This window comes from Paenibacillus aceti, assembly GCF_003614185.1.
GTDB classification, from domain to species: domain Bacteria; phylum Bacillota; class Bacilli; order Paenibacillales; family Paenibacillaceae; genus Fontibacillus; species Fontibacillus aceti.
This window is the reverse complement of record NZ_KZ987724.1, coordinates 4,183,779-4,208,416: the sequence shown is the minus strand read 5'-3', so window position 1 is coordinate 4,208,416 and position 24,638 is coordinate 4,183,779. Positions and strand designations below refer to the sequence as shown.

The following is a 24,638-nucleotide window of genomic DNA, read 5'->3' as shown; positions in this document are numbered from 1 at the left end:
ATGGGGCTACGATTTACAGTATTATCTAGCGGTTCAACGGGAAATGCGACACTGGTTACTAATGGAGAGACGACGTTATTGGTGGATGCCGGCTTCAGCGCGAGGCGGGTGGACGAGCTGTTGCAGGAGCGCGGAGTTGCCGGAGAGGAGATCCAAGGGATTCTAATCACGCATGAGCATTCAGATCATATTAAAGGCCTTGGGCCGGTGGCGAGAAAATATAATCTGCCGATCTATGCCAATGAGAAGACATGGGCCGCGATGGAGAAGGCCGTCGGTAAGATCGCCGAAGAGAACCGCTGTATCCTCGGAACTGGTCAGTCCCGGGATTTCGGTTCACTGCGGGTCGAGTCTTTCGGTATTTCGCATGATGCCGCCGAGCCTGTAGCCTACTGTTTCTATGACGGCAAGGAGAAGCTGAGTGTCTGCACCGATCTGGGCTATGCCAGTGATAAGGTGAAGATGGCCATCGCTGACTCCGATGTGATCGTGTTGGAGGCGAATCATGATATCGAGATGCTGCGCATGGGGCGTTACCCTTGGAATATTAAGCGTCGTATTCTCGGGGATATGGGCCATTTGTCCAATGAAGCAACCGGAGAGTTAATGAGTGAGATTCTGTGCGGACGCATCAAACGGGTCTATCTAGCTCATCTAAGCCGGGAGCATAATATGCCGGATCTGGCCAGAATGTCCGTGCGCGGTGCCATGGAGGATCGTGGTTGCTTCTATAAGGACAGTGAGTTCAAGCTCTGTGATACTTATTATGATCGGCCTACGCCATGGGATAAGGTGGCGGACTTATAAAAGAGTTCAATTCGGCCGCTTTGGCCTCAATTTCATGACGAGTAATGATCCCTTTCTCGATTAATAGCTCTATCATAGCGCTGAGCATTACCAGTTGATGGTAATGCTCTTCTTTTATATCGGCCAGCTTGGCCAGCATATGCACTTCCTGGAGCAGGGATAAAGAGTTGGTATTCAAGATAATTCTCTCCTTTTTTATGAATAGGGTAAATTGGAAGCGATATCTAGTTAAATTTCCCTGAATTGAAAATACTATAGTCCCATCCGGTATTGCTCAGGATATGGTAGAATGAAACTAAAACTTATCGCCTAAATTTAGTGTAGTCCAGGATCGGGACAAACATTCCTGATTCAGCATAAAAAAAGATCTATAACTGCTTCAGGAGAGCAACCTATAAGTCGATTTTAACGTCAGATCATTTAGGGAATTGTGTGGTCATATGGCTTTGCTGTACCGGCATACAGTTTGAAGGGGAACTGAAGACTCTGATGGGTTGACCAGCTGAAAAACTGGATGGACATAGACACATACCCAGGGCAGAGTCATGGAGGGGGAGACTTGATGGGATTGTTCGATGATGATTTTTACTCCACAAAGATTTCAAGGCGGTATTTGCGCAGGTCACAGAATCAGAAGCCGGGCTGGAGAGCGCCGAAGCATAAGAAAAAGGGTCTGTCCACTTGGCAAGTCTCATTGATCTCCTCCTTGCTTAGTGCGACCTTTGTTGTGTTGTTATTTATATTATTCTCGGGATTTAACGCTTCGAAGAATCCTGTGGACTTGATTAATACAGTTAGTGCGTGGGAGGATGCGACTGATCCGTTCAACCGGATTAGTATGGCAGCCGATAAGGCGTCGCCGAGTGTGGTCAGCATTCTGAATCATAATGAGTATTCGAGGATAAATCCGGAGGATGCTGCGTTGGGATCAGGGGTAATCTTCAAGCAAGAGAACGGCAAGGCCTTCATAATTACGAATAGCCACGTGATTAGCGGAGCGGATGATCTTGAGGTCGTGTCCAGTGACGGGTTATCGCGGAAGGCGGAGATCATTGGCCAGGATTCCATCGATGATATCGCGGTGCTGAGCGTAGAAGGCAAGGGGAGCGATTCGGTCATTGAGCTTGGAGATTCTGATAAATTACGGGCTGGAGCGACGGTGATTGCTGTCGGTAATCCACTCGGTCTTGGGGGGACATTGACGTCAGGGATTATCAGTTATACGAGCCGCTTGATTCCCATATCACTGAATCAGGATGGTGTGTATGATTGGGAGCAAGAGGTCATTCAGATTGATGCGGCGATCAATGAAGGCAATAGTGGTGGTGCCTTGGTCGATCTGAAGGGGCATCTGATCGGGATCAATACGATGAAGATCTCCGATACCGGTGTGGAAGGGCTGGGCTTTGCCATTCCGGTGAATGATGTGATGAAGACGGTGGATGGCATTATGCAATATGGCAAGGTCATCCGTCCTTATCTCGGGGTGTATTCCCTGGATCTGGATAATCCATATGCCCCGATTGATGTGGCGCAGCGCAAGGAGCTGAACTTACCGGAGAACGTCACAGCGGGTGTAATTGTACTGGAGGCGCATGGCCCGGCCAAGTCGGCGGGATTGCGGCTGAATGATGTGATCGTGCAGTTTGATAAACAGCCGATCGCCTCGACGCGGGAGCTCCGCAAGTATCTGTATGATCATAAGAAGGTCGGGGATACGCTGGAGATTACCTTTTACCGCGATGGTAAGGTACAGACGGCCAACTGTAAGCTGACGGATAAGCCGTCCGAAGCGGAGATCGAATCGGGACTTGAGGATCGGTAGAAGTGAGGGACATATTTTCCACGAGAAAGTATGCGTAAATTGGTTCCTTTTTGCGTCCGAGTGTGGTAGAACAGATACAGGATATTTGTAATTCTAGAAGCGTATGCTTTAGTAGCTGCGGCAACAGAGAGGATGCTTTAACGTATATGTATGTAGTGTGCAAAGATCATGTAGATGTAGCTATCGATAAGTTCATTGAAGAGTTCGAGGAAGCACCGGACGTTGTAGATTTGGAACATACGAAATTTATTGATTGGGAGCCGCCGGTAAAATGTGAGGAATGCCAGCATGAGGCGCGGTTCTTGGTTGTGTGATAACTATAGTGAAGAACAATAAGCTCTCCCTTGCTGGGAGGGCTTATTTTTTTCACTAAAAAGTCAATTTGGAGGGAACACGTAAATTCAAGACGAAAGCCCTTGAAAGTGACGTTACGTCATTTTGTATAATCGAGACAATGACTTAATTTCTAATCCTTATGGAGGGGCTGCGGTTATGAAGAAAGATGATGCCATTATTTATGGATGTGTCATTATTGGCGCGGGGCTTGGCTTTATCGTGGATAAGGCATTGCCTGGGGTCATTATTGGGCTAGGGCTGGGGTATTTACTGAAATATGCTGCAATTAAGGATAGAGAAGAATAACACGAGGAGGTTCCTTGTCTTGATCCATATTAAAGAAGTTGCCAAGCAGACAGACATTTCCGTCCGAACTCTTCGTTACTATGATCAGATCGGATTGCTGACGGCACCTGCCAAAACAGAGGGAGGACATCGTCTCTATACGGAAGAGGAGCTGAAGAGACTCCAATATATCCATTTTTTAAAAGGGATGGGCTACAGTCTGAAAGAGATCAAAAAAATGCTATCTGACCCCAATTGGAATTGGCGGGACAGTCTAAATAACCAATTGGCCTGTATCCTCGAAGAGCAGCAGAGACTAAAGCGTATGGAGTCTTCTCTGCGGGAGTTAATTCATGGAATTGTCGTCGAAGGCGGGGATGAACAGGCGGCAGTGCAGAAGCTAATCCAGTTGTCCCAGCAATACAAGAAAAGATCGCCCTCTTTGGAGCAGAGTATATTTAGCAAGAGGGAGAGGGAGCTATTAGCGAGGGTTCCAAAAATGAACGGAGAAGATCCAGATACAATGGAGTGGATCGCTTTGCTGGGCCAGTTGAAGCAGCATATGAAGGATGGGCCTGATTCACCTAAGGTTCAAAGTATTGTACGCCGTATGCTGGAAAAGCAAGCGGAGGAATTTGAAGATGAAAATGAATTTATCGATAAATTGTGGGAAGTGAGAAAATCCCCGCAGCAATCCGAGCTGCTCGGACTATATCCGATTGAGCAGGAGCTTCTTGATTTTATGGAGCAGGCTTATGAGGCTCATATGGTCTTATTGCAAGGGCGGTTAGGAGGGAAGGGGGAATATCGTGAGTCTTGAACTACTAGGTATGATCGGCGGACTAGCCTTATTAGATACACTGAGTCCGGCAACTCTGGGAGTAACGGTTTATTTGCTACTATCTGAAAAGGAGCGATTAGGTTCACGCTTAATGATTTATTTGGTCACGGTTGCCGCTTTTTATTTCGCGGTAGGCTTTGCGCTCATGCTAGGTCTGGATAAGCTGTTGTCAACGCTATCCTCGATTCTTGAGCATCGGTCCATTAGCTGGACGATGATGATAATCGGCACCATTTTATTCATAGCCAGCTTCTTCTGTCCTACAAGTAAGAAAAAAAGGACAGATCTGCCAAGACCGAAGTCCAAAAGTAAAGCCGCTATGATTGCCCTTGGATTTACGACATCCGTGGTTGAAGTGGGGATGGCACTTCCTTATTTTGCAGCGATTGGTCTTATGACTGCCGCCAATTTACCCGCGTATCAGTGGCTTACCATTCTAGGCGGCTATAATTTCATCATGATTCTGCCGCCACTAGTATTGTTTATCCTACATGCTTTATTTGGTAGGGTCATGCAAAGACCGTTGGAGCGGCTGCGAATCAAGCTCTCGAATACCGGATCGGCCCTTTCGTGGATCATGTGCATTGTGGGGCTGATTTTAATTTTTAATAGTGTAGACAATCTGTAATTGGAGCCTAAAAATCTACATTACCCCAAAGTGGATGGATACAATTGAACGTTTAACCTAGATTAATCGTATTATATTTGTTCTGTTAGGTTATACATATCCATGGAGGGGTGAGGGAAGATGCTTACAATAAGACATTTCACTAAGAGGTATAAGGGCGGTAAGAAGGCTGTAGACGACCTGAATCTGGTGGTTGAGAAGGGCGATATTTACGGTTTTATCGGACATAATGGGGCAGGAAAAACGACGACGATCCGCTCAGCCGTTGGTGTTCTGGACTTTGAAGAAGGGGATATTGAAATTGATGGTATCTCGATCAAGAAGGACCCGGTGGCCTGCAAGAGGGTTACTGCCTATATTCCGGACAACCCGGATCTATACGATCATCTTACTGGCATACAGTACTTGAATTTTATCGGTGATCTCTATGGTGTACCGCGAGCGGACCGGGAGCTGCTAATTAAGAAATATGGCGATGCTTTTCAGATTACAGACAGTTTGGGGAATCTGGTTTCCTCTTACTCTCATGGCATGAAGCAGAAGCTGGCGATCATCTCGGCTCTTATTCATAGGCCTAAATTGTTAGTGCTGGACGAACCTTTTGTCGGACTTGATCCGAAGGCGGCCCATATGTTGAAGACGATTATGGCAGAGCTGTGCAGCAATGGCAGTGCGATCTTCTTCTCCACCCATGTGCTTGATGTGGCAGAGAAGCTGTGCAACAAGATTGCGATCATTAAGGAAGGTCGGTTGATTACCCATGGCAAGACAGAGGATGTGAAGGGGGATCATAGCCTTGAAGATGTATTCCTGGAGTTGGTGGACAAATGATAAATATATGGCGATTAACGAAAATACAGCTGCTATCCACCTTTGGCCTGAATAAAGCACTGCATACCCAAGATACAAAGGAAAGGCGCAAGCTGCTTCTGCTCAGTCTTAGCATCCTGATAGGCATATTCATGGTAGCGGCAGCTTCCTTTGGATATAGCTACGCGATGGCACAGCTTTTCGAACAAATGGGCCGTATGGATCTGCTACTGGCGATTATGATGTCGGCGGCATCGGTCATAGGGTTCTTTACAACGATCTATAAAGCAAGTGGAGTATTATTTGGCTATAAAGATTATGATCTGGTCATGTCGTTGCCGATTAGAACTAGTCATGTGGTAGCGAGCCGTGTTCTTCTGCTCTATATGCTGAATTTATTTTTCACTCTCGTGCTGATGCTGCCAGCTGGTGCGGTGTATGCGATACAAGTGAGTCCTGGAGCGTCATATTATCTGTTCTTTCTGATCACGCTTCTATTTATTCCGTTATTACCGATCATCGCTGCGACTTTGATTGGCGCACTGATCAGTTGGATATCCTCCCGGTTCAGAGCGAGTCGATTGATCAGTCTTATTCTAACTATGGCTGTAACGATAGGGATAATCATGGCTTCGTTCCGGATGAATGGAAGCGAGCAGGTGCTTGCGGATGTCAGTGCACAATTGGGGGATATGATCTTTAAGCTGTATCCTTTGGCAGCGATCTATGTTGATGCTGTTTGTTCGTCTCAAGTTTTCTCAATTTTGTTATTTATTTCTATATCGTTACTGGTGTTCATCTTGTTCTCTACTGTACTTGGTATGAAATATAAGGCGATACACACCGGGTTGACGACTTCTCATACCAACAGTAAATATGTGCTGAAGTCGCTAAGAACATCATCTCCTTTCCGTGCCTTATATTTCAAGGAGTTGCGCCGATATTACAGTTCTTCCTTATATGTGCTGAACACAGGCATAGGCATGATCCTATTGCTGGTGACATCGATTGCTTTGTTGTTCATGAACCCAGAGAGGCTGGGGCAGCTGATAGAAGTCCCGCAATTGACTGACTACTTGGGCAGAATGGTCCCGCTGGCTGTTTCTTTGTTCGTCATATTAAGCTGTACCGCATCAAGTTCTATTTCTCTGGAAGGCAATCATCTATGGATTCTCAAAAGCTCGCCTATATCCCAAAAAGACATTCTGCTCAGTAAAGTCGCGGTGAATCTTACCATCACTGTTCCGATCTCTATGATCAGCTGCGGGATGCTTATAATTTCCTTGCGTACGGGATGGGTGGAGAGCTTGTTGTTGATGGTGATTCCTGTGATCTACGCTTGTTATTCCGCGATGCTTGGAGTAATTGCTAATTTGAAGCTCCCTAATCTGGAGTGGACCACGGAAGTCACTGTGATTAAACAAAGCGCGGCGGTGCTTGTGTCTATGCTCCTAGGCTTCATCAGCGTAGTGGTTCCGTTGGCGATTATGTTCATGTTATCCCATGTGGACGGAAATCTCGTCTTGTCAGGCATTGGAGTCATCCTGCTTGCGCTATGTTATGTGATGTATAGGTATATTGCGACCCGAGGGGAGCGGTTGTTTCAGGCGCTCTAATGCTCATTCCGGCACAATGGAAAATGAACTCGTATCTCCAGACAACCGTCTTGCAGCGCTGCATCCGTGCTTCCGCCCAACTGCTCGGCCAATAATTTCACGATAGACAAGCCGAGCCCTGTGCTGCTGCTTCTCGCTTGATCTCCTGTATAGAAGCGGTCGAACAGCCGCTTCACATCGATGTTGTAGCCGGATCTAATGCTATTACGGAAGGATAGAATGGCCTGATCGGCCTCATATAGACTGACATGTAGAGTTCCGGCTGAATGCTGGATCGCATTGCGGATCAAATTATGGATAATTCGAGTGATCCGCTCCTGATCGGCAAGCACATAGATGGGCGGAGACTCCTCAAGCTGCACAGCCAGCTTATGTTCTTCAAGCACAGGAACGGATGCGGCAAGGCATTCTGCTACTAGATTGGTCAGGTTGATTCGCTTCCGATCCAGCGCCGGTTCAGCATTGACCAGATAGGAATATTCAAAGAAGCGTTCGACCAGTAGTCCCAGCTCATTGGCATGCTTCTGGGCAATTTCCAGCTTCTTCTGCTGGTCATCAGATAATTCGGTCTGGGCCAGCAGTTGGTGGTAGCCCTTAATAGCGGTAAGGGGGGTCCGCAGATCATGGGAGATGTTAGTGATCATTTCCTTGAGGCTTTTTTCTTCGCGAATGCCTTTAAGACGGAGGGTCTCCTCCGCCTGCAGGCATTGATTGATATGGATCGCTAAATCATTCAGTTCCTTGCTTACGAGCTGTAGGCTGATCGGTTGTCGCGTCTGTTCGCTCAGACGCTTGCTGAGCTGCCGGTTGATGCTGCGCAATTGCCGCAGGATGAATATGAAATATAGAATAAGCCCGATGACTAGAATACTTAGGAATCCTGCTGCAATGGCCACCGCGTCTCACCGACCTTCCGTTATTTAATCTCCGACTTTCTGAACAAGCTGTAGGTGACAATGAGCATGAGAATGATGAATATCAAGCTGATCGTGAGGGCTTTGATGATCTCTCCCGTCTCTGAAGCCAGTGTTAGAAAGGTATAGTTCCCTCCATAGGGTGTGCAAGAGAAAATACGGTCAAACCACTTGGAGCTTTCGCTCAGCCTTCCAAGCTGCGCCATCAGGATGGAAAATCCGTAATAAATGGCGACGACCAGTACAGGCTTTTTCAACGTAAAAGCAAGCGGGATACAGATGCTGACTTGAGCTATATAGACCAGGGTTATGCTTAAGATGATACTGGCTATTTTCCACATTTCCGCCGCTGTTAGTGCCTTCCCGGCTTCTGTTGTCATCATATTCAGGAACCCTACAGCTACGGAACCCATGCTGAATTTGAAGCCCGTGCCGAGGACAATACCTGTTGTGATGATATAAGGGAGCAGGATGCACAGGATGGAGAAGCAGAAGACGACGGTTTTGCCCAGGATGATCGAAGCCCGGCTGGAGCCGCTGGCCACCGCATCATGAAATGTCCTTGAGTCAAAATCGCCGCAGATTAACACCGCAGCCATGACGGCGCCCAGAATGCTGATGACGTTGACATCCGAGAACATGAATCCAAGCCCGGTCAGATTAGGATCTATTTTGCCTTGGGGGATCAGATAAGCCATTACTGCCATGATGATCGCGCTGATCGTTGTGATGGCCAGCAACACTTTAATAGGCGCGGACTTCCGCAGTTTATACAGGTCGGCCTGAATCAGATTAAGCATGCGGCTCACCCCCTATGACCGAGATAAAATAGTTCTCCAGCGTGTCTCCTTCGTTAGAGAGATTAGTGATCACTACTCCGTGATCGTACAGGACACGTGATACCTTCTCTTTGTCATCGAGATAATCGTATAGCTTCACGCTTTGATCAGGCATTACTTTGTAATTCGTCGTATGCAGCTGCGTTTCCAGTACGCTTACCAATTTTTCCGGTTCATTACTGCGGATGAGAAAATGATGCTTGCAGCGTTCCTCCAGCTGTTCCTGTGTAAGGAGCTGCTTCAATTCGCCTTGATGGACGATGATATAGTCGGTTGCCGTCTGATACAGCTCTGGCAGGTTGTGGCTTGAGATCAGGATGGTCATATGCCGTTCCTCACACAGCTTCTTAAGCAAATTGCGGATTTCTATGACCCCTACAGGATCAAGGCCATTAATCGGCTCGTCCAGAATTAGAAATTCGGGGCTGCTGAGTAGGGCGATCGCGATCCCCAAGCGCTGCTTCATGCCAAGCGAGAAGTTCTTGGCTTTCTTCTTCCCGGTACCGGCCAGGCCGACCAGCTTCAATACTTCGTCCTCGATTTCCTTGTTCGGGATACCTCGCATAATACGGTGAAGCCTGATATTTTCCTGGGCGGTCATACTCAAGGTTAAGCTGGGATATTCAATCATGCTGCCGATTCGTTTACGTTCGAGTTGCAGGTCTTTCTCGCCCTGATGGCCGAATAGCTCAATCGTTCCGCTTGAGGGAAAACTCAACCCGGTGATGAGCCGCATTAACGTCGTTTTCCCCGCCCCATTTTGTCCGATGAGGCCATAGATTCTGCCTGGAGCTAGACTCAATGATATCTGCTTCAATACAGCGGCTCCGCGATAGCTCTTCGTCAGGTTCGTAGTTCGTAGTACATGCTCTGCCATGATGGTTCACCTGTCCTTTCTATACGCTAAAGTATAGGGTGTAAAGGTTAAGAAAAGGTCAAGAGCCACGCGAAAAAGTGTTAGGAAAGCGATAATTTGAGTGTGGGTTCAAGGCGACGGAGGGCTCTTCAGCGCGCCGCCGTAAAGTTTCAATTTATTCCTGGTACAAGCGATACCCAAGTCCCCATACAGTCTCGATATACTGCTCGTCCGGGCTAACCTTCTTGAGCTTGCTGCGCAGATTACTGATGTGAGTCTTGACGGCGTTGTCGTCGCCGAGATATTCATCCTGCCAGATCGATTCGTATAGATTGGCCTTGGTGAACACCTTGCCCGTGTGCTTCATCAGCAGCTCCAGAATCATATATTCCGTGGCAGTCAGCTCAATTTCGCTGTCGCTCACACAAACTCGCTTGGTGCGTTCGTCGAGTGTAATATTTTTATAGGTCTGAATCGGGTTCTCTTGAATCTGTCGATGAGAGCGGCGCAAGTTAGACTCGACCCGAGCAATCACTTCTCCTAAATCGAAGGGCTTGGTCATATAGTCGTCCGCACCTAACCGCAGCAGATCTATTTTCACCCCGACCATATCCTTGGCGGAAATAATAATGACTGGCGCATCCGAGAAGGTTCGCATTTCTCTCAGAATTTCGTCTCCGCTCTTGTAAGGGAGCATAATATCCAGCAAAATTAAATCATAGGCGTTGGTCTGAATTTCCTGGATCCCCTCCAGGCCGGTATATGCGGATTTAACGCGATAGCCCGCCGTGTTCAGCGCCTCCGCCAGCAAGTGATTCACATCTTCTTGATCCTCGATCACCAGAATCTTATTCACGGCTTGCACCAGATTCCTTTCTGAATTTGTTATTATGAATAATATGGAAGCTATAATCCTTAGAAACCAGTAAAAGAGGCGACCGTGATGGGTTGCCTTTAATTATGGGATGAACTAGAGGTCACGAGACTTTGATTGTTAGAAGTCTTTGGGGAGTAAGATGGTTCCGTGCTTTGTTTCATAATCTTCGATATGTTGTTCGATCAAGTATTCGATTTGCTTGGCAATGGATCGTTTATTTTTATCCGCTATGAATTTGATCTTTTCAAAGTTCTCTTCTTCTAAGCGCAATGTGAATACACGTTTATTCGTAGCCATGAGATCTGCTCCTTCAGAGTGATGTCAATATTATATCAATGTGAGTGCGCTTATTATACATTCATATTGACATCTAAATGATGTCAATTAGAAGCGGAGTGTGATGGCCAGTGAAAATGTTAAGGAGTTACTTGGATGAATTTATTACAATGCGAGCTGACGAAATCGGAAGCATTGTATCGAGTCGAAATGAGGAGTATCGAGCTAAATCAAAGAGGCTTCAATCGTTGTTTCACGAAATACTTCAATGTTTACCTGAGCCAAAGCAGTCCGAATTGTTCCAATATGAGGAACTGACAAATGAAGGAGCTTCAAAGTTATTTGCAATTATATATGGACAGGGACTCATTGAGACCCGATTTATTCAAAGTCACTTATCAAATAGGCAATAAGAGGCCCGTTTCTAAAAGAATATTAACCTGAATTTCGAAAGCCCATAATGGTGGCCAGTTTGTAGCAGGATTAGTAGGCAACAACTGTAATAAACAGGGAAATACCCAGTGGATTACGCGACGATTCTGAAAAGAGGGTAGTCTTTCCCCCTCCCCATAAGACAGGGCTAAACGGTTTCCATGTTAATTTGTGGTAAACGTCATTCTAAGGCAGCGACTTTGGCGGCGATACGTTGCCAGGCGCAGCGGTTCGCGAAATCTTTAGCCAGTTTCAGAACGACTTGTCGGCTATGCTGAATCATCGTAGCTGCACAGTGGAAAAACTCTAGACGGAACCGGGCAATCGTATACCCTTGATGGACCGGTTCGCAACAGTCTCGCTTGAATCTCTCGTAGAGATTGTAGGCGAGCAGCTTGATGAGCAGGTCGATTTCATTAGCGGTAAAGTCACCGGTAGCGATTCGATCGATGGAAAAGCCGCGTTTGGCTTCTTTGATATAGTTCTCCATGCAGCAACGCTGGTTGTAAAAGCGCCAAAGGTCGATCGGCTCCCACTCGAGATTGGTGACGATCGCTTCGTAATGCCAGTCCGTATCGAGGAGAAGCCGAGCTTGATCGCCGTCAAACACCTGCGCTTTACGAATCACCACAACGCGGCGCGGTTTCTTCCATGAGGTGGCTTGGTAGATCAGGGTGATCCCCTCGATGACCCAATCCTCATCGACAAACCGCTTCCAGTAGCGGCATCGCCCTACTTCGGCCTGAAGTCGCTGCGTCCATTTCAATTTCCCGACATACCCGATTCGCTTGGCTTCCCATAGGCTGTAGAAGTCTTCGCCGCCAAATCCCTTGTCAAACCGGGCGTACTTTACCGGACGGTCACCAAGCAACTCAAAGATCTGACGGAGGAAGGCGGCTGCATCGGTGGAAGCGTGCGTATTCCCAGCACGCAGTACTGCATTCAGGCACAGGCGCGACTGGCCCTCAAACGCCATCAGCGGATGGTAACTTTTACGTCCGGGTTTGTGGGGATTCGTGCCGACTGCCGCCCCCTCTTGGTGACCGTATACCGTTTCTACCGTGGAGTCTAGGTCCACGATGAGTTCAGAAGGCAGACAGGGTGCAATAATCTGCTGATTCAGCTTTCGCAAATCCAGCGTTAAGGTTGGGCGGGTCTTGCTGAGTCGATCCAGTTCCTTATACAGCAGGGTGTGATGCGGACAGCGCCCGCCGAGAAACCGCCGGATGAGCGCGTCATGTTGCAGCCTGCGGAAATGAAAGAGGCGTTCGCATCCGAGTATCCAGCCGACAATGAGATAGAGCAGGATGCGGAAAACAGGGAACAGGGAATTGCCTTGCTTGGTACAATTTAAATTCTGCAAAGCCTTACCGAGCTTGATTTTTTCGAGATATTCCAGAAAGATTTTGCTTCCTCCAACATTTGAGGCGTTTTGCAAGGTAAATTCGGTCTTGATTTTGCTGACGGGTGTGGTAGACTTCATCTAAAAGGTGCTCCTTTCTTTGTAGGTGATGTTCTGGACAAACACCATTCTACCAAAGAATTGGAGCCCTTTTCTTGTTTTTCAGACGATGTTACTTTCGAAATTCAGGATTAAATCAATCGGGAGGTTAATTGAGTGGAGAAGAAAATGAATAATTTATACAGGGAAATTGCAGAAACAGTAGATCAAATGATACCGACAGAATGGGAAGATTTTTATTTCAATGGTGAGGTAGAAGATGGAGAAGGAGGGGTATTCTTTTTCTTTAAACCTAAGAATGGAGAGGACTATGTTTATTCTTTAGACATTCCAAGTAGATACAATATTAATTTAGACATATACAATCAATTAGAGGACAAATTGTTTAGAGCTATAATTGATCTGAAGAATGTATTTTTGGAAAATGGTCAAGAACCTTGGTTTTCAATGACTATGAAACTGACATTTGAAGGGAAATTAAAAATAGAATATGATTATACAAGATGGGGAGAGTCAGGTTTTGGGCCTTCAGATAGGTTGGAGTATTGGGAAAATAAATACTTGAATAATATCCCACAAGATGAAAGTGATAGAATTAAGATTAATAAAATGATGGAATATGTAAAGAATAATTGAAGAAAAATAGGCTTGTCTTACTTTGAATTATGAGTAGGAACAAGCCTTCTTTTTTGTATCATTACTTCGAACCAGGAGAATCAAGTGAATAGTGAGGTATGATAAGGGATATCTTTTGCCGATTCCGGGCATATTAGGCCAAAATAGATGTGGAGAGTGATTCAAGGATATGTCTAGAAGACGCAGAAGGTATGTTGTCCCTGGAGTTGAGCAGGAGATGCAGTCATTTAAGGCTGAAGTGATGAGAAAAGAGGGCTACGACGTTGACCCCAACCGGCCGGATGATGTGAAGTTTGAGGTGGCCGAGGAGATGGGTATTCCTCTGACACAGGGGGACAACAGCGATTTGACGACTGAATCGGTCGGGAAAATCGGCGGTAAGATCGGCGGCTCTATGGTGCGTGAGATGATCCGCATGTCGCAGCAGAAGCTGGCGAATTTTAAGAAATAGCAGCAGTAAGTTAAAATAATGAAAAAAGCAGCCCGCAAACCGTTTCGTGTTTGTCGGGCTGAGTTCGTCCAGGGGTTGTTCGACGATCTATGACTGAGTATGGGGGGAACGATTATAGCTCGTGCTTTTTATTTTCACGTTGTTCAAGATTCCGCGCGGTTTGGCTTAACTCGACATTCTTGTGATCCTCGAAGGTTCCCAGGGCTAGGTCAAACACCGGGTTTGTGACACCATACCAGTAATTCTCGTTCTTGAAGTGATGCCATAGGTGGACTTTCTTCATCCAACGCCCCCAGGGGGAGATTGGGCTGACTGGACGATGGGCGATATAATGCTTCCATTTCGTAGAACAGTAAGAACAGGATTACCCCATCGATAAAAGCAATCGTAATAACAAGACTTGATGTGATGAGGTAGGCGGCTGCTCCGGCGATAGCCATGTTCGGCAGGGAGTACCATAGGGGCAGGAACAATAGATGCAGATCGTTCGGACTGGCGTGGTGGTCATAGTGTAAACGCTTAAGTATTTTTAGGAAGAAGGGCTTCTTTGGGGTTCTCATATGAAACAGGAAGCGATGAGTGAAATACTCGGCAGCTGAATAAGCGGCCATGCCTACGACCAGTGCAATCCACAGGCCTATGGATGTCAGATTTGGAATCAGGAAGCCGAAGCTGATCAGGAAGATCAAGCACATGATGCTGATGTCGGGGAACAGGAAATACTCCTTTACATATTTAGCCTTCATTTTAAAACACCTCCGTATTAAGGGATAGTCTGGCGGTTCGATGCCATGTTCAGCTGTAAGTCCAGAATTAAGCAATGGGTCTGCGGGCCGCAACCTTACTCGGTCATGCTGATATATGGATATGCAGGAGATACGAGCTTATTGCAGGTTTTATTTGCGTGATTGGAATACTTCGATGGGGATTTTTGATAAAATGGAGCGGGTAATTGTTCTAACGAAACTCCATATCGTTATTGAGGCAAAAATCGTGGCAAATTAAATCTAACGAAACTGTCGATCGTTATTTGGGCAGAAATGCGGCTATAATCTACTTTTTGAGCGTAATAACGATACCCTGTTTCGTTAGAAGTTTTGGTGGCTCTTTTTGGAGTAAATAGCGATATGACGTTTCGTTAGAAAAGTAAGAATGATGAGGATTAATCGTCGAGACGGAGGATTTATATGTTGATTCAGATTATTGCCGTTGGCAAATTAAAAGAAAAATATTTGGTGCAGGGCATCCAGGAATACGCCAAGCGCCTGAACCCTTACATCAAATTTCAGATGATTGAAGTAGCGGACGAGAAGGCGCCGGACACCTTGAGCGAAGCTGAGGTGTCGATCGTAAAGGAGCGCGAGGGCGAACGCATCCTCGCGCATGTGAAGGAGAGCGCGCATGTGATCGCGCTCGCCATCGGCGGCCAGCTCTGGAGCTCGGAGGAGCTGGCCGCCGAACTCGACCGGCTCGGCACCTACGGGTCGAGCCATGTCGCGTTCGTGATCGGAGGGAGCCATGGGCTCTCCGATCCAGTGCTGCGCCGCGCCCAGCAGAAGCTCAGCTTCGGGCGCATGACGCTGCCGCACCAGCTGATGCGGCTGGTGCTCACCGAGCAGATTTATCGCGCGGTGAAGATCAATCGGGGGGAACCGTATCGCCTTTAAGGGTAAAATAGAAAGGGACTCCATCAAGTCCCCGTAGCTGATTTCTGTTAAATTGTTTATACAATCCAAAGCAGATGGATGAATAGGAGCAATGGATTTGGAGTAATTCGCCATGCGTCTTACAAGCTCTGCCGTGTCGCTATGAAGCGATTCGATAGCAAAGTCGAAGTGCAGGATGATTCGCTCTATGCGGCGGCTTTCCCTTCTGGAAGGCTTGTCCTTGGATATAAGAATGCTCTGGATGAGGAGTCGAAGCAAGGCTTTCTGCTCATCCTTGTCGGCGTGATTTAAAGCATCCTGTACCTTGGTGAGCAAGTTATGCAGAGAGTCATAATCGACAGATTTGTTATCGTACTGTGCTTCACTGACTACAATTTCATCTAAGCGTTTTTGAAGTGAATGCAGCTCGGATTGAGTCGCCAGCAGATCGGGCTTGAAGATATCAGCCAAGTCAGGGTCGTTCATAATGCTTTCTTTCAAACTTTTAAGCTTTCTTTGTATCTTGGCAATTTGCTGCTCAACCACCTTCTTTTCATCTAGCAGGGGCAACTCTGCATTTGATCGTTGCTGATTTATGTGGTCAACAAGCTTTCTCAAAATGTATGGCTTTGCTACGATACGATGCAACTCATCCATCACTTGCTGCTCGGCGTATTCAGCCTTGATCATGTTGGAGCGGCATACACTCGCCCCTTTATTATGAAACTGCCCGCAGACGTAATAACGATATTGCTCTCCACTGCCTCCCTTGGAACGTGCAGGAACCATGCCGTGGCCGCAAGCGGGACATTTCAATATTCCGCTAAGAATGTACGGCGTATACGAGCGTGAAGGCTTGTAGGAGCGTTTCTGAATCGCCGAGTGGACTCTATCCCATAGCTCCTTCGCAATGATTGGCTCATGGATGCCGTCTGTCAGAATGAAGTCGGCGTTCTTTCCTTTGCGTCTTTTTTCAGACCAGTTCTCAACCTGATTGTAGCGAATCTTGCCGATGTAGATCGGATTGCTCAGGATCGTTTTGATGCCGTTGGTAGAGAAGGGCTTGCCCTGCTTGGAACGGTATCCGGCTTCATTGAGCCGTCGCGTGATTGCCTTCAGCCCCAAACCTTGGTCGGCGTATTCAAATATCTTCTTGACGATGATTGCTTCGGATTCATTCACCACAAGCTCCTTGTTGATGTTGTTATAGCCGAGAACAACGCCGCCATTGTATTTTCCTTCGCGTGCCCGCTGTTGTTGTCCAAGCTTTCCTCGCTCGATGATATTGCTTCGTTCCAATTCTGCAATCATGCCAAACATCTGAAAGGTCATCATGCCAGTAGGTGTTGATGTATCGAAGTTCTCCTTCAAGCTGACCAGTTTGATATTGGAATTGACCAGCGTATCACTGATTTCCAATTGATCACGCAACTTGCGGGCAAGTCTGTCAAGCTTATACAGCATAACGATCTGGAATTTTTGCTGCTCGGCATCCTTCAGCAGTTTAATGAGTTGCGATCTTCCTTTGATACTTTTACCGCTGGCTCCCTCGTCAATATATCGCTCCACAATCTCAAGATTGTTCAGCCCTGCATATTTCTCCAGTTCTGCGATCTGTGCGGCGATACTAAAGCCCTCCTTGGCTTGCTCTTCTGTACTCACACGTGCGTATATGACCGCTTTAAGCTTGCTCATCCTGCTTGTCCTCCTGTTGCTCATATTTGCTCAGAAAATCGTTGTAAAGTTGATTCCAGTCCTTTATTGGGAACAGAGGGAATACATTTGGATGTTCAATAGAGGCCTTAAATAATTCAATAGCATGATGCAGTGGTGAAGGATGGTCTGCAATAGCATCATCAAATAAATCTCCTGAACGACTGTGCATTTCGACTTCGGCAATAAAACGGGCCAGGCAGTCAATAAAGGTCTTGTGATCTACTGTGTTGACAGTATCCTTATTGTAAATAAACCGCATTCTGCCGTTCGGAAAGAGCTGATAAATGTAGCATCCGAAATGAAAGTCCGATGGCAAATCGGATTGGCGTTCAGCAGATGAAGATTGTTGAGAAGCAGGTTTTAATTCTGAACAGCCAATTGTGAATGTCTTTATTTCACCCCTATAAAAATCATCATTCAGAACATCCAGCGAAATGTTTAATTCCTTGGTTAATCCATAAACAAGCTGATATGAAGGATTTTTTGAATCTCCGCGTTCAACGGCGGTAATAGATTGCGGTGTCACTCCCAACCTCTCACTGATCGCTTTCGTTGTATAATCGCTTTTTGCATTGAGTTTGCCGACTTCTTCACGGAAAAAGCGGATACGCTCACCAAGAGTGCTTTCCTTAAGCTTTAGAAATTCAAATGTAGTTATCGGTCTGGAGGCCATGGTCGGCATCCCCTTTCTAATTTTTCTTTACACCAATTATATGTGTTGATATGATAATAAGCAAATATATTTACTTAGACAAATATAAATGGTGGTGTTTAAATGAATATGAAGGACCATGTTTGTGGTGCTGAGCTTCCTGATGAGTTAGACAAAAGCATTGTTGAATTGCAAGAGGGTCAGCACAGGGCTGAGGAGCAATTCCTAAGAAAGCTGGCTTTGCTTGTGGAAGCTGAGATTAAAGAACAGGTTTATCGGCTCTAACAACGGGTGTACAAGAATGACAAGCAAGAGACCTCAATCCCTTGCTACGTCTGGATTTGAGGCCTCTTGATATTTGGAGTGAATTCTCATGTATTTGTATAATAAGCGAAAAATATCAGAGCTATTGAACACAGTCCAAGCTTTAAAGGATATCATAACTGATGATACTGATGATAGCTTTTCATGTCCTTATGATAAGTTGATAATTTGTTCTGAAGAGCTACCGTCGCAGGAGTTTCTCGCTATCATAAAGCCTGCAATGTATCAAACTGAAGACGACGAAACGCACTATAGATATAGGTTGGTATATGAGCTTTTCAGTGTGCAGTGGAAGCAGATGAACCCTAAGGCGGCGACGACCTCAATCATGCTGAATCCATGGAAACACAGGCTCACTCCTGCCGCAGTGCTTAAAATAATTGACTTCGTAATAGGCAGTCATCATTTTGCATACGTAGTAAAAAGCGACGACAAGGTTGATTATCTCCATACGGTAACATCAGAAGAACTATCGAAGTGCCTTTTCGTAGGATATCAAAAAAAGCCGCCGACAAACTACATGATGCTAGATCAGACCTTTTTATATGGCAAGAGCAAAGGTCAACAGGTAAAGAATTATGATAAGGCTGAAGAACAGGGGATTTCTGATATCACATGGACTCGGGTTGAGAAAACGAGAAAGATAAGAGACAAGAACGCAAGACTAACGGTATTCCAATTTCTGTTCGATGATCGATCTGACGCATTAAAGAATATGCTGGTAGTTGATACCGGGAGATTTAGTGGCCGGGATAAAATTATCCGCAGAATAAAGAAATATGGCACCTTTCAGGCAGCATATATGTCTTTAAATGCACAGGAAAAAAGAAAGTTAAGGAACCATGAGGCTTTCAAGAATCCCAAGATGAACCTGTTTGAAGCTTTCAGAACTGATTTGGATATTTGGCTATCTACATCGCCGATCCTAAGGTTAATGAAAACGAACCTTGATGCTGTCGAAAAGAGTTGGAATAATCAGGATATAAGTTATAGAACTGATATGAAAGTGAATCCGATATGTTCAGAGTACAAGCCAATAACCACCTCTTTGATTGGTTTTAACAAGGTATACAGTCCGACTAGAAGCAACCATTTCTCAGAGCATGTTATACCTCTGTACTAGGACAGGAGCCTGTCAAGCCCGAGCGATAGCGAGTTCATTACAGGCTTGATAGGCGTCTTTCACCTCCGACACTGCTCTGACTCCTTGGCGTTAGCCAAGGAACGCCGCACGGCGAGTGATGGGATGCAAGGGCAGTAGTCCTTGCGTTCCCCTCAGGGGCGGAGGGGTGGTTTATTTGTATCGCCGTAGGGTGGGCCGCGACGTCAGCGAGCGGCCTTTCCCTTTATTGATACTACACAATAAACACAAGCTACATTAATCCACGTTCTTTCAAGCTGACAAAGATGCCGTCGCCTATGATGATATGATCAAGTACGTCTACACCTATAACGTCGCCAGCCTCGGATAATCGTTTCGTTAGTTGGATGTCCTCTGCGGATGGAGTCGGATCGCCGCTGGGATGGTTATGGCAGACCACGATGGATGCAGACGATCGTTTTACAGCAGCACGAAACACAATAGCAGGGTGAACAATTGCCGCGTTTAAAGAGCCGATGGAGAGCGTCTCGGGTTGTCCGATAACGTGGTTTTTCGTATTCAGGAACAGCGTAACAAAATGCTCTTGCTGAAGATAACGCATCTCCTGCATTAATAAATCGGCGGCATCCTGCGGTTTGCGGATGATTCGCGGCTGACTGCAAGCAGGCCTGCTTAAACGTTGTGCCAACTGCAACGCGGCGACGATCTGTCGAGCTTTAACCTTGCCGACGCCTTTGATAGAAAGCAACTCTTGCTCGGAAACATTTATTAGCTCTCGCATCGTTGGAAACCGGGTAATGATCTCATGTACTATATAGGAGCCTTCTTTCTCAGCGAAAGCGTTGATCAAAAGAGGTTTGATGGATGACATTTCGTATGAATAGTTCACGGCTATTTCCTCCTGAAATGCAAAAAGGAGAAGCCCGATTAGACTCCTCCTATTGCGTGATATGATGATGTTCAGTATGATGAATATAAGATTATTTTTTTGTTGAGTCGCCTCATTTGCGGGCGGCTTCTTTTTTTATTTCTTCAATCTGCATATGAGTCAGAGCCAGCTTCACAAGAACCTGAGTGTACTTTCTCCCATCTTCCGAGTCAAATCCGGCATTTGTGTTCATCCTCTGTATCATGGTCTTCAAACGATCTCTCTGTGCTTCCAGATATTCAACGGTTTTCATAGCCCTTCACCTCCCTTCAAGGCAATAAAATAGCCTTTTCTCGTCATTTGACGATACGGCCCCATCTGAGTCTCTATGATATTGCTTGGGATCGAAACTACGGAAATTTGCACAATCTGACTTATGCCTTCTTCTGCACTGCAGACGATTGAACAGTGTAGTGAATCAATGTTGTGACCTCTCCGTTGTACAGAGCGACGATTGCATAGTTGTTAGTGTCCAGTTGCACGCTGTAGATAAAACCTTTCTGGTCACAAAATCCTAAATATTCCTTGGAGCTGTTGCATTTGAAGGATTGATAATTCATTGTCCGATCTTCCTCTCTGAATATAGTTGGATTAAGACTTGGCGATGTGATTACGATATCGTTGCAACTGCCGAGGGAATTCACGCTCGAAGTAGGCAACCATCCAGCGAGCAGCTGTCTCTTCATCCACTTGGTACATCCTGCGGCAATAGGCAAACAGCACTATCCCGGCCATGCGGATGCCCCCATTCATGACAAGTTGCTTCAACAGCTCCTCCATCTCCGCAGGCAAACCTTTCTTAACAGACATCTGCATTCATCTCCTTTCTTGTGCGGCGTCATCTCACAGCCAGTAAATTGATCTCTGTCAAGCAACGACAAATAGCCCGCTCATCAAGCGAGCAGGCTATGTGAATTGAATTTTACTGATTTGTCGCAGAAACAAAAAAGACTGCAATCCGCTGTATCAACAGCAGAAAGCAGCCCTTGGAAATAGGGGTGGGGCATGAAACGGAAGACGACCCCCTTTGTTATATTAGACGTGGTGCCTCGGGAAAATATGTGTATTTTTAGTCTGTATAATGGTTGTTCGATTTCTCAAACGTACTAACAAAATCCTGAGCGATTCTAAGCAGAAACTGAATTTCATTGACATTGCGGTCAGCGAGTAAAGGCTGGAACATCTCAATCAGTTTTTGCTTGTCCGTAATGGCTTCTTCCGCACCTGCAAATAGAAACAGCTCATAAGGCTTGATCTTCAATGCTTGCATTATTTTTTCTAAAGACTCCAACGAGATATTGCGTACTCCTCGCTCTGTATCTGATAAGTATTTTTCGCTTAATCCGGACATCTCTGAAAGCTTCTCCTGAGTTATTCCCTGTGCTTTACGTACAAGTCTGATATTCTCACCTACCAGCTTTACAAACTCCGACATGATATCACCTCTAATGTAAAGCGTAGAGGAGTTGAAAGATCAGCATAACACCATCAAAGTTCATATTAAGTACATTTATAAGTGACCTTTTTTGATCGATATAGTAAAATATGCCTAATGACATCTATGAATGATAGATGCACTAAACAAATGTACAGGAGGATACAAAGCATGATGAGAAAGTTTATTCTTGGCATCGCAGCGTTAATATTTTCATTTTCAAGTATCGCAACAACTGCGTTCGCTGCTTTGCCATCCTATGGCGAGGAGTGGCAGGGTGCAGATGCAGCACAGCAAACCGTAAGTTTCACCGATCTACCTCAAACCAACTGGGCCTACAAATACATAGCTGAAATGGTGAATCGCAAAGTCATCAGTGGCTACCCTGACGGTAAATTTCGGCCCAACAATACGATTACACGGGCTGAATTTGCCAAGATCATGATTGCCGCATCAGGTATTGGAGTGAAGAAGGTCAATTACTCATCCTTTGCCGATGTTCCTGTAACCAATTGGGCATCCCCATTTGTTGAAGCTGTCAAAGATTATATGACAGGGTATCGAACTGCGAACGGCCAGTATGTTTTTAATCCTAATCAGCCTGCACTCAGAGAAGACATTACTGTGGCGTTGGTTAAATTGAAAGGGTATGATGCAACCCGTCTGCCTGACCACAGTACACTGGAAGCTATGTTCAAGGATTATGAGGGAATCTCTGAATCGGCCAAGGACTATGTTGCCATCGCTATTGAGAATGGCTTGGTATCTGGCTATCAGGACGAGACCTTCCGCCCCCAAGCAACAGTTACTCGTGCCGAGGCCGCTGTGCTTCTTTGGAGAGCATATCAGTATGGCAACGACAACAAAGATGTGGGTGGAAATAATACGGATGTGACAACACCAGTTACGCCAACGCCAACATTGCCAGACAACAATAAAACGCCAAGCAACCCGGCTCCTTCATTGCCACAAACACCAGAAAAGCCAGAGCAATCCGACAAGTTTACCGTTGACACACTGGTTGGGGGTACTGGATCGGGAAACACGGACGGCCCTGTGTCGCAGGCCAAGATAAGCTACATTGACAGTATGGTGATTGATAAAGCGGACAACATTTATTTTCTAAACAGCCGGAATAGAAGCATCCGCAAATTTACGTCTGCTAATGGGACTGTCAGCACGATGGATACGAGAGACAACAAGCCGGATGATTTATTTCCCCTGAATGATAAGGAAAACCGCAAACAGCAATTGCTGGCGTACAATTATCAGGCAGACAAGGTGCTTGTAGGGTCTATTCACGTTTCTGGCGGTTATTTTTCCGCAACTGCGGATACACGCTTGCATCAGGTGCAGCCTTCTGTAGACCTGTTTTCGTATGGTAGCGATGAAGGGTTTGGGTATCAAAGCTACCTCAGTTTTGTGCATGCCATTCGTGAAGATGAAGTGATATATGGCATCGTGTCCCGTGACGATAACAACAAAGTACTTGATAGCTATATTTTGCAAGCCAAGAAAGGTGAACAAAGCAAAATTATCGCTAGCACCAAGGAAAACAGCAGCAGTGCTTTCAGTGGGAAAGCGGCAATTGTTTACAATGAACAAGCGATTTATATTCTGGATGCCGGGACACGGACATTGAATGCTATTCAGCTTTTCCCAAGGAAGATCAAAACGATCAAGACGATTAATACATTTGCACTTGAGTCGATTACATCGTACAATGGCAAGTTTTACTTTTCGAGTGGAGATACCGTATATGAGATGGATACGGCAGGCAACCTCAACTATTTTGTCCGCGGCACTGATTTGATATATAACGACGGCAACCCTATTGAGTCAATAGATCAGATAACCTTTGATAAAGCTGGGAACATTATTCTGTTCGATGCCGGGAACAATTCGATTCGGCGGATCAATCTGTAGATATACGAGCAACCCTTTAGCCAAGAAAGGAGTGAACAATCGTATGCAGCAATTTATCAGGACAATAAATACCTCTGATGCCTTCAAGATAAAAATGGAGCAACTAGAGAAGGACTTGAAGCTTAAAACAGAGCCAATGAAGGCCAAACTCAAGAGTCTTGAGAAGGAATACGAGCAGTGCAAGGCTGTAGCATTAGGAACCGAAGTTGGCGGCGGTTTGCTGGGCTTTTTCGGTTCACTGGCTAGAGTCGTCGGTACTCTTATTTTTTTCTTCAGTGTTATAACGGGGCTTGTAGATGAAGAAGCTTTGAATCATTTTCTCGCTGCTGTCGTAGGTGTTGCTATTCTTGGGATCGTCGTCTTTCTGTTCGGGCTTAAATGGAAAAGCAAGGCCAAGGCGATGCTTAGACAAGCAAGGCAGCGGCAACAGGAAGCAGAAGTGAGGAAAAATGCACTCAAGGAAGAGATAGACGCTTTGCGAGACGAAATCATTCGAGAACATAAGCATTACGAGGCCTTGATAGATGAAACCAAGAGCAATTATGAGCAGCATATGCTTAATCAGCAAGAGCTGATAACCAGCGAGGTTGAAAGCCTTAAGCAATATAACAACAGCGGCAACGACACGAAAGAATGTCCTCAATGTGCAGAGATCGTAAAGGCGAGAGCGAAGATATGTCGTTTCTGCAATTACAAGTTTGAGGAAAGTGCATAAAAGCATTATTCCAATGTTACAATTCATGGAGGTTGTTGCTTAATAAGAAGACGAAGAGCATTGTGCGGTATATCGCAGCATCGTATTTTTAGAAAACCTCGATCAATAGGCCATTCTATCAGGAAGAAAGCTTGAAAGGGTTTATAACGAAGTGATAAAGAACCATAATCGGCATATGGTACGACGTACATGAAATGGTTCATCGTACCATATAGCGTATGAGCTGCTCGCCGGAAGGCGGGAGGGTGTTAGATATAGCGACTGAAGAGAGCAAGCGAGGAATTGGTTGCTCTCTTTATTTTT

Annotated in this window: 28 protein-coding genes and 2 pseudogenes; 15 read left to right on the top strand and 15 right to left on the bottom strand. The window is 45.9% G+C overall.

Annotated features, from left to right (window positions below; all coding sequences use genetic code 11):
• A complete protein-coding gene (locus tag BFJ94_RS18845; protein WP_120464036.1) occupies positions 1-807 on the top strand; it encodes an MBL fold metallo-hydrolase in 807 nt (268 codons plus the stop codon).
• Here the strand turns inward: BFJ94_RS18845 and BFJ94_RS18840 are convergent.
• Positions 776-985 (bottom strand): hypothetical protein, encoded by a 210-nt coding sequence (locus BFJ94_RS18840; RefSeq protein WP_120464035.1) that lies wholly within the window; start codon positions 983-985, stop codon positions 776-778. The genes BFJ94_RS18845 and BFJ94_RS18840 overlap by 32 nt on opposite strands.
• 384 nt (positions 986-1,369) lie before the next feature.
• Between BFJ94_RS18840 and BFJ94_RS18835 the strand changes: the two genes are divergently transcribed.
• The 7 genes from BFJ94_RS18835 (at position 1,370) to BFJ94_RS18810 (ending at position 7,148) form a co-directional block, all read left to right on the top strand.
• Positions 1,370-2,632 (top strand): S1C family serine protease, encoded by a 1,263-nt coding sequence (locus BFJ94_RS18835; protein ID WP_120464034.1) that lies wholly within the window; start codon positions 1,370-1,372, stop codon positions 2,630-2,632.
• A 146-nt stretch (positions 2,633-2,778) separates the two neighbouring features.
• Entirely contained in the window at positions 2,779-2,946 is a 168-nt protein-coding gene (locus tag BFJ94_RS18830) for a CxxH/CxxC protein (RefSeq protein ID WP_120464033.1), read from the top strand.
• A 178-nt stretch (positions 2,947-3,124) separates the two neighbouring features.
• The gene (locus BFJ94_RS25460; protein ID WP_162944341.1) at positions 3,125-3,274 is read left to right on the top strand and encodes a hypothetical protein; all 150 of its coding nucleotides are present in this window, start codon (positions 3,125-3,127) and stop codon (positions 3,272-3,274) included.
• 19 nt (positions 3,275-3,293) lie between these two features.
• Complete coding sequence (locus BFJ94_RS18825; RefSeq protein WP_120464032.1) at positions 3,294-4,073, top strand: MerR family transcriptional regulator; 780 nt, start codon at positions 3,294-3,296, stop codon at positions 4,071-4,073.
• Positions 4,063-4,722 carry a GAP family protein gene (locus BFJ94_RS18820; protein ID WP_120464031.1) on the top strand — a complete coding sequence of 220 codons (660 nt, stop codon included), beginning with the start codon at positions 4,063-4,065 and terminating at the stop codon, positions 4,720-4,722. Before BFJ94_RS18825 ends, BFJ94_RS18820 begins: the two co-directional genes overlap by 11 nt.
• A gap of 120 nt (positions 4,723-4,842) precedes the next feature.
• Complete coding sequence (locus BFJ94_RS18815; RefSeq protein WP_120464030.1) at positions 4,843-5,553, top strand: ABC transporter ATP-binding protein; 711 nt, start codon at positions 4,843-4,845, stop codon at positions 5,551-5,553.
• Positions 5,550-7,148 (top strand): permease-like membrane multi-spanning protein, encoded by a 1,599-nt coding sequence (locus BFJ94_RS18810; RefSeq protein ID WP_120464029.1) that lies wholly within the window; start codon positions 5,550-5,552, stop codon positions 7,146-7,148. The genes BFJ94_RS18815 and BFJ94_RS18810 overlap by 4 nt, the downstream gene beginning before the upstream one ends.
• Here the strand turns inward: BFJ94_RS18810 and BFJ94_RS18805 are convergent.
• The 6 genes from BFJ94_RS18805 to BFJ94_RS18775 all read right to left on the bottom strand — a co-directional run bounded on the left by BFJ94_RS18805 (position 7,145) and on the right by BFJ94_RS18775 (position 12,825).
• Positions 7,145-8,044, bottom strand: a complete 900-nt coding sequence (locus tag BFJ94_RS18805) for a sensor histidine kinase (protein ID WP_120464028.1) — start codon at positions 8,042-8,044, stop codon at positions 7,145-7,147. The genes BFJ94_RS18810 and BFJ94_RS18805 overlap by 4 nt on opposite strands.
• A gap of 20 nt (positions 8,045-8,064) precedes the next feature.
• Positions 8,065-8,862, bottom strand: a complete 798-nt coding sequence (locus BFJ94_RS18800; protein WP_120464027.1) for an ABC transporter permease — start codon at positions 8,860-8,862, stop codon at positions 8,065-8,067.
• Positions 8,855-9,778 (bottom strand): ABC transporter ATP-binding protein, encoded by a 924-nt coding sequence (locus BFJ94_RS18795; RefSeq protein ID WP_120464026.1) that lies wholly within the window; start codon positions 9,776-9,778, stop codon positions 8,855-8,857. Before BFJ94_RS18795 ends, BFJ94_RS18800 begins: the two co-directional genes overlap by 8 nt.
• A 154-nt stretch (positions 9,779-9,932) precedes the next feature.
• A complete protein-coding gene (locus BFJ94_RS18790; protein WP_120465312.1) occupies positions 9,933-10,613 on the bottom strand; it encodes a response regulator transcription factor in 681 nt (226 codons plus the stop codon).
• Positions 10,614-10,751: 138 nt separating this feature from the next.
• Positions 10,752-10,931 carry an Arc family DNA-binding protein gene (locus BFJ94_RS18785; RefSeq protein ID WP_120464025.1) on the bottom strand — a complete coding sequence of 60 codons (180 nt, stop codon included), beginning with the start codon at positions 10,929-10,931 and terminating at the stop codon, positions 10,752-10,754.
• 592 nt (positions 10,932-11,523) lie between these two features.
• Positions 11,524-12,825 carry an IS1380 family transposase gene (locus BFJ94_RS18775; protein WP_120463466.1) on the bottom strand — a complete coding sequence of 434 codons (1,302 nt, stop codon included), beginning with the start codon at positions 12,823-12,825 and terminating at the stop codon, positions 11,524-11,526.
• Positions 12,826-12,960: 135 nt separating this feature from the next.
• Between BFJ94_RS18775 and BFJ94_RS18770 the strand changes: the two genes are divergently transcribed.
• Positions 12,961-13,440, top strand: coding sequence for an immunity protein YezG family protein (locus BFJ94_RS18770; protein ID WP_120464023.1), 480 nt, complete (start codon positions 12,961-12,963; stop codon positions 13,438-13,440).
• A gap of 169 nt (positions 13,441-13,609) precedes the next feature.
• Complete coding sequence (locus BFJ94_RS18765) at positions 13,610-13,891, top strand: small, acid-soluble spore protein, alpha/beta type (RefSeq protein ID WP_120464022.1); 282 nt, start codon at positions 13,610-13,612, stop codon at positions 13,889-13,891.
• Between the two features lie 112 nt (positions 13,892-14,003).
• On the opposite strand, the pseudogene BFJ94_RS18760 reads toward BFJ94_RS18765, so the two are convergent.
• A pseudogene (locus BFJ94_RS18760) lies at positions 14,004-14,637 on the bottom strand (sterol desaturase family protein).
• Between the two features lie 441 nt (positions 14,638-15,078).
• On the opposite strand from BFJ94_RS18760, the gene rlmH reads away from it, so the two are divergent.
• Positions 15,079-15,558 carry a 23S rRNA (pseudouridine(1915)-N(3))-methyltransferase RlmH gene (gene rlmH / locus BFJ94_RS25910; protein WP_229717094.1) on the top strand — a complete coding sequence of 160 codons (480 nt, stop codon included), beginning with the start codon at positions 15,079-15,081 and terminating at the stop codon, positions 15,556-15,558.
• Positions 15,559-16,194: 636 nt separating this feature from the next.
• Here the strand turns inward: rlmH and BFJ94_RS25905 are convergent.
• Together BFJ94_RS25905 and BFJ94_RS18750 are read right to left on the bottom strand one after the other, a co-directional pair.
• A pseudogene (locus tag BFJ94_RS25905) lies at positions 16,195-17,232 on the bottom strand (recombinase family protein); the annotation flags it as partial.
• The gene (locus BFJ94_RS18750; RefSeq protein WP_162944339.1) at positions 17,219-17,926 is read right to left on the bottom strand and encodes a helix-turn-helix domain-containing protein; all 708 of its coding nucleotides are present in this window, start codon (positions 17,924-17,926) and stop codon (positions 17,219-17,221) included. The gene BFJ94_RS18750 and the pseudogene BFJ94_RS25905, both read right to left, overlap by 14 nt.
• A 102-nt stretch (positions 17,927-18,028) precedes the next feature.
• Between BFJ94_RS18750 and BFJ94_RS25455 the strand changes: the two genes are divergently transcribed.
• Positions 18,029-18,190 (top strand): hypothetical protein, encoded by a 162-nt coding sequence (locus BFJ94_RS25455; RefSeq protein ID WP_162944338.1) that lies wholly within the window; start codon positions 18,029-18,031, stop codon positions 18,188-18,190.
• Between the two features lie 88 nt (positions 18,191-18,278).
• Positions 18,279-19,352, top strand: a complete 1,074-nt coding sequence (locus tag BFJ94_RS18745; protein ID WP_120464019.1) for a hypothetical protein — start codon at positions 18,279-18,281, stop codon at positions 19,350-19,352.
• A gap of 250 nt (positions 19,353-19,602) precedes the next feature.
• Here BFJ94_RS18745 and radC read toward each other — a convergent pair whose 3' ends face one another.
• The 5 genes from radC to BFJ94_RS18720 form a co-directional block, all read right to left on the bottom strand.
• Positions 19,603-20,220, bottom strand: coding sequence for a RadC family protein (gene radC / locus BFJ94_RS18740; protein ID WP_229717089.1), 618 nt, complete (start codon positions 20,218-20,220; stop codon positions 19,603-19,605).
• Positions 20,221-20,332: 112 nt separating this feature from the next.
• Positions 20,333-20,512: a hypothetical protein gene (locus tag BFJ94_RS18735; protein ID WP_120464018.1), complete on the bottom strand. Its 180-nt coding sequence runs from the start codon at positions 20,510-20,512 to the stop codon at positions 20,333-20,335.
• A 121-nt stretch (positions 20,513-20,633) separates the two neighbouring features.
• Complete coding sequence (locus tag BFJ94_RS18730) at positions 20,634-20,819, bottom strand: hypothetical protein (RefSeq protein ID WP_120464017.1); 186 nt, start codon at positions 20,817-20,819, stop codon at positions 20,634-20,636.
• Between the two features lie 31 nt (positions 20,820-20,850).
• Positions 20,851-21,069, bottom strand: a complete 219-nt coding sequence (locus BFJ94_RS18725; protein ID WP_120464016.1) for a hypothetical protein — start codon at positions 21,067-21,069, stop codon at positions 20,851-20,853.
• A 259-nt stretch (positions 21,070-21,328) separates the two neighbouring features.
• Positions 21,329-21,694: a helix-turn-helix domain-containing protein gene (locus tag BFJ94_RS18720; protein ID WP_120464015.1), complete on the bottom strand. Its 366-nt coding sequence runs from the start codon at positions 21,692-21,694 to the stop codon at positions 21,329-21,331.
• Positions 21,695-21,865: 171 nt separating this feature from the next.
• Between BFJ94_RS18720 and BFJ94_RS18715 the strand changes: the two genes are divergently transcribed.
• Together BFJ94_RS18715 and BFJ94_RS18710 are read left to right on the top strand one after the other, a co-directional pair.
• Positions 21,866-23,620, top strand: a complete 1,755-nt coding sequence (locus tag BFJ94_RS18715) for an S-layer homology domain-containing protein (protein WP_162944337.1) — start codon at positions 21,866-21,868, stop codon at positions 23,618-23,620.
• A 43-nt stretch (positions 23,621-23,663) separates the two neighbouring features.
• On the top strand, positions 23,664-24,335 hold the full coding sequence (locus tag BFJ94_RS18710) for a zinc ribbon domain-containing protein (RefSeq protein WP_120464013.1): 672 nt from the start codon (positions 23,664-23,666) through the stop codon (positions 24,333-24,335).
• Positions 24,336-24,638: the final 303 nt, after the last annotated feature.

Coding starts and splice junctions, on each gene's coding strand:
- BFJ94_RS18800 (WP_120464027.1), bottom strand. CDS start 8,862: ATGCTTAATCTGATTCAGGCCGACCTGTATAAACTGCGGAAGTCCGCG.
- BFJ94_RS18725 (WP_120464016.1), bottom strand. CDS start 21,069: ATGTCTGTTAAGAAAGGTTTGCCTGCGGAGATGGAGGAGCTGTTGAAG.
- BFJ94_RS18765 (WP_120464022.1), top strand. CDS start 13,610: ATGTCTAGAAGACGCAGAAGGTATGTTGTCCCTGGAGTTGAGCAGGAG.
- BFJ94_RS18815 (WP_120464030.1), top strand. CDS start 4,843: ATGCTTACAATAAGACATTTCACTAAGAGGTATAAGGGCGGTAAGAAG.
- BFJ94_RS25455 (WP_162944338.1), top strand. CDS start 18,029: ATGAATATGAAGGACCATGTTTGTGGTGCTGAGCTTCCTGATGAGTTA.
- BFJ94_RS18835 (WP_120464034.1), top strand. CDS start 1,370: ATGGGATTGTTCGATGATGATTTTTACTCCACAAAGATTTCAAGGCGG.
- BFJ94_RS18735 (WP_120464018.1), bottom strand. CDS start 20,512: ATGAAAACCGTTGAATATCTGGAAGCACAGAGAGATCGTTTGAAGACC.
- BFJ94_RS18785 (WP_120464025.1), bottom strand. CDS start 10,931: ATGGCTACGAATAAACGTGTATTCACATTGCGCTTAGAAGAAGAGAAC.
- BFJ94_RS18730 (WP_120464017.1), bottom strand. CDS start 20,819: ATGAATTATCAATCCTTCAAATGCAACAGCTCCAAGGAATATTTAGGA.
- BFJ94_RS18845 (WP_120464036.1), top strand. CDS start 1: ATGGGGCTACGATTTACAGTATTATCTAGCGGTTCAACGGGAAATGCG.
- BFJ94_RS18795 (WP_120464026.1), bottom strand. CDS start 9,778: ATGGCAGAGCATGTACTACGAACTACGAACCTGACGAAGAGCTATCGC.
- BFJ94_RS18710 (WP_120464013.1), top strand. CDS start 23,664: ATGCAGCAATTTATCAGGACAATAAATACCTCTGATGCCTTCAAGATA.
- BFJ94_RS18775 (WP_120463466.1), bottom strand. CDS start 12,825: ATGAAGTCTACCACACCCGTCAGCAAAATCAAGACCGAATTTACCTTG.
- BFJ94_RS18720 (WP_120464015.1), bottom strand. CDS start 21,694: ATGTCGGAGTTTGTAAAGCTGGTAGGTGAGAATATCAGACTTGTACGT.
- rlmH (WP_229717094.1), top strand. CDS start 15,079: ATGTTGATTCAGATTATTGCCGTTGGCAAATTAAAAGAAAAATATTTG.
- BFJ94_RS18745 (WP_120464019.1), top strand. CDS start 18,279: ATGTATTTGTATAATAAGCGAAAAATATCAGAGCTATTGAACACAGTC.
- BFJ94_RS25460 (WP_162944341.1), top strand. CDS start 3,125: ATGAAGAAAGATGATGCCATTATTTATGGATGTGTCATTATTGGCGCG.
- BFJ94_RS18750 (WP_162944339.1), bottom strand. CDS start 17,926: ATGGCCTCCAGACCGATAACTACATTTGAATTTCTAAAGCTTAAGGAA.
- BFJ94_RS18810 (WP_120464029.1), top strand. CDS start 5,550: ATGATAAATATATGGCGATTAACGAAAATACAGCTGCTATCCACCTTT.
- BFJ94_RS18830 (WP_120464033.1), top strand. CDS start 2,779: ATGTATGTAGTGTGCAAAGATCATGTAGATGTAGCTATCGATAAGTTC.
- BFJ94_RS18715 (WP_162944337.1), top strand. CDS start 21,866: ATGATGAGAAAGTTTATTCTTGGCATCGCAGCGTTAATATTTTCATTT.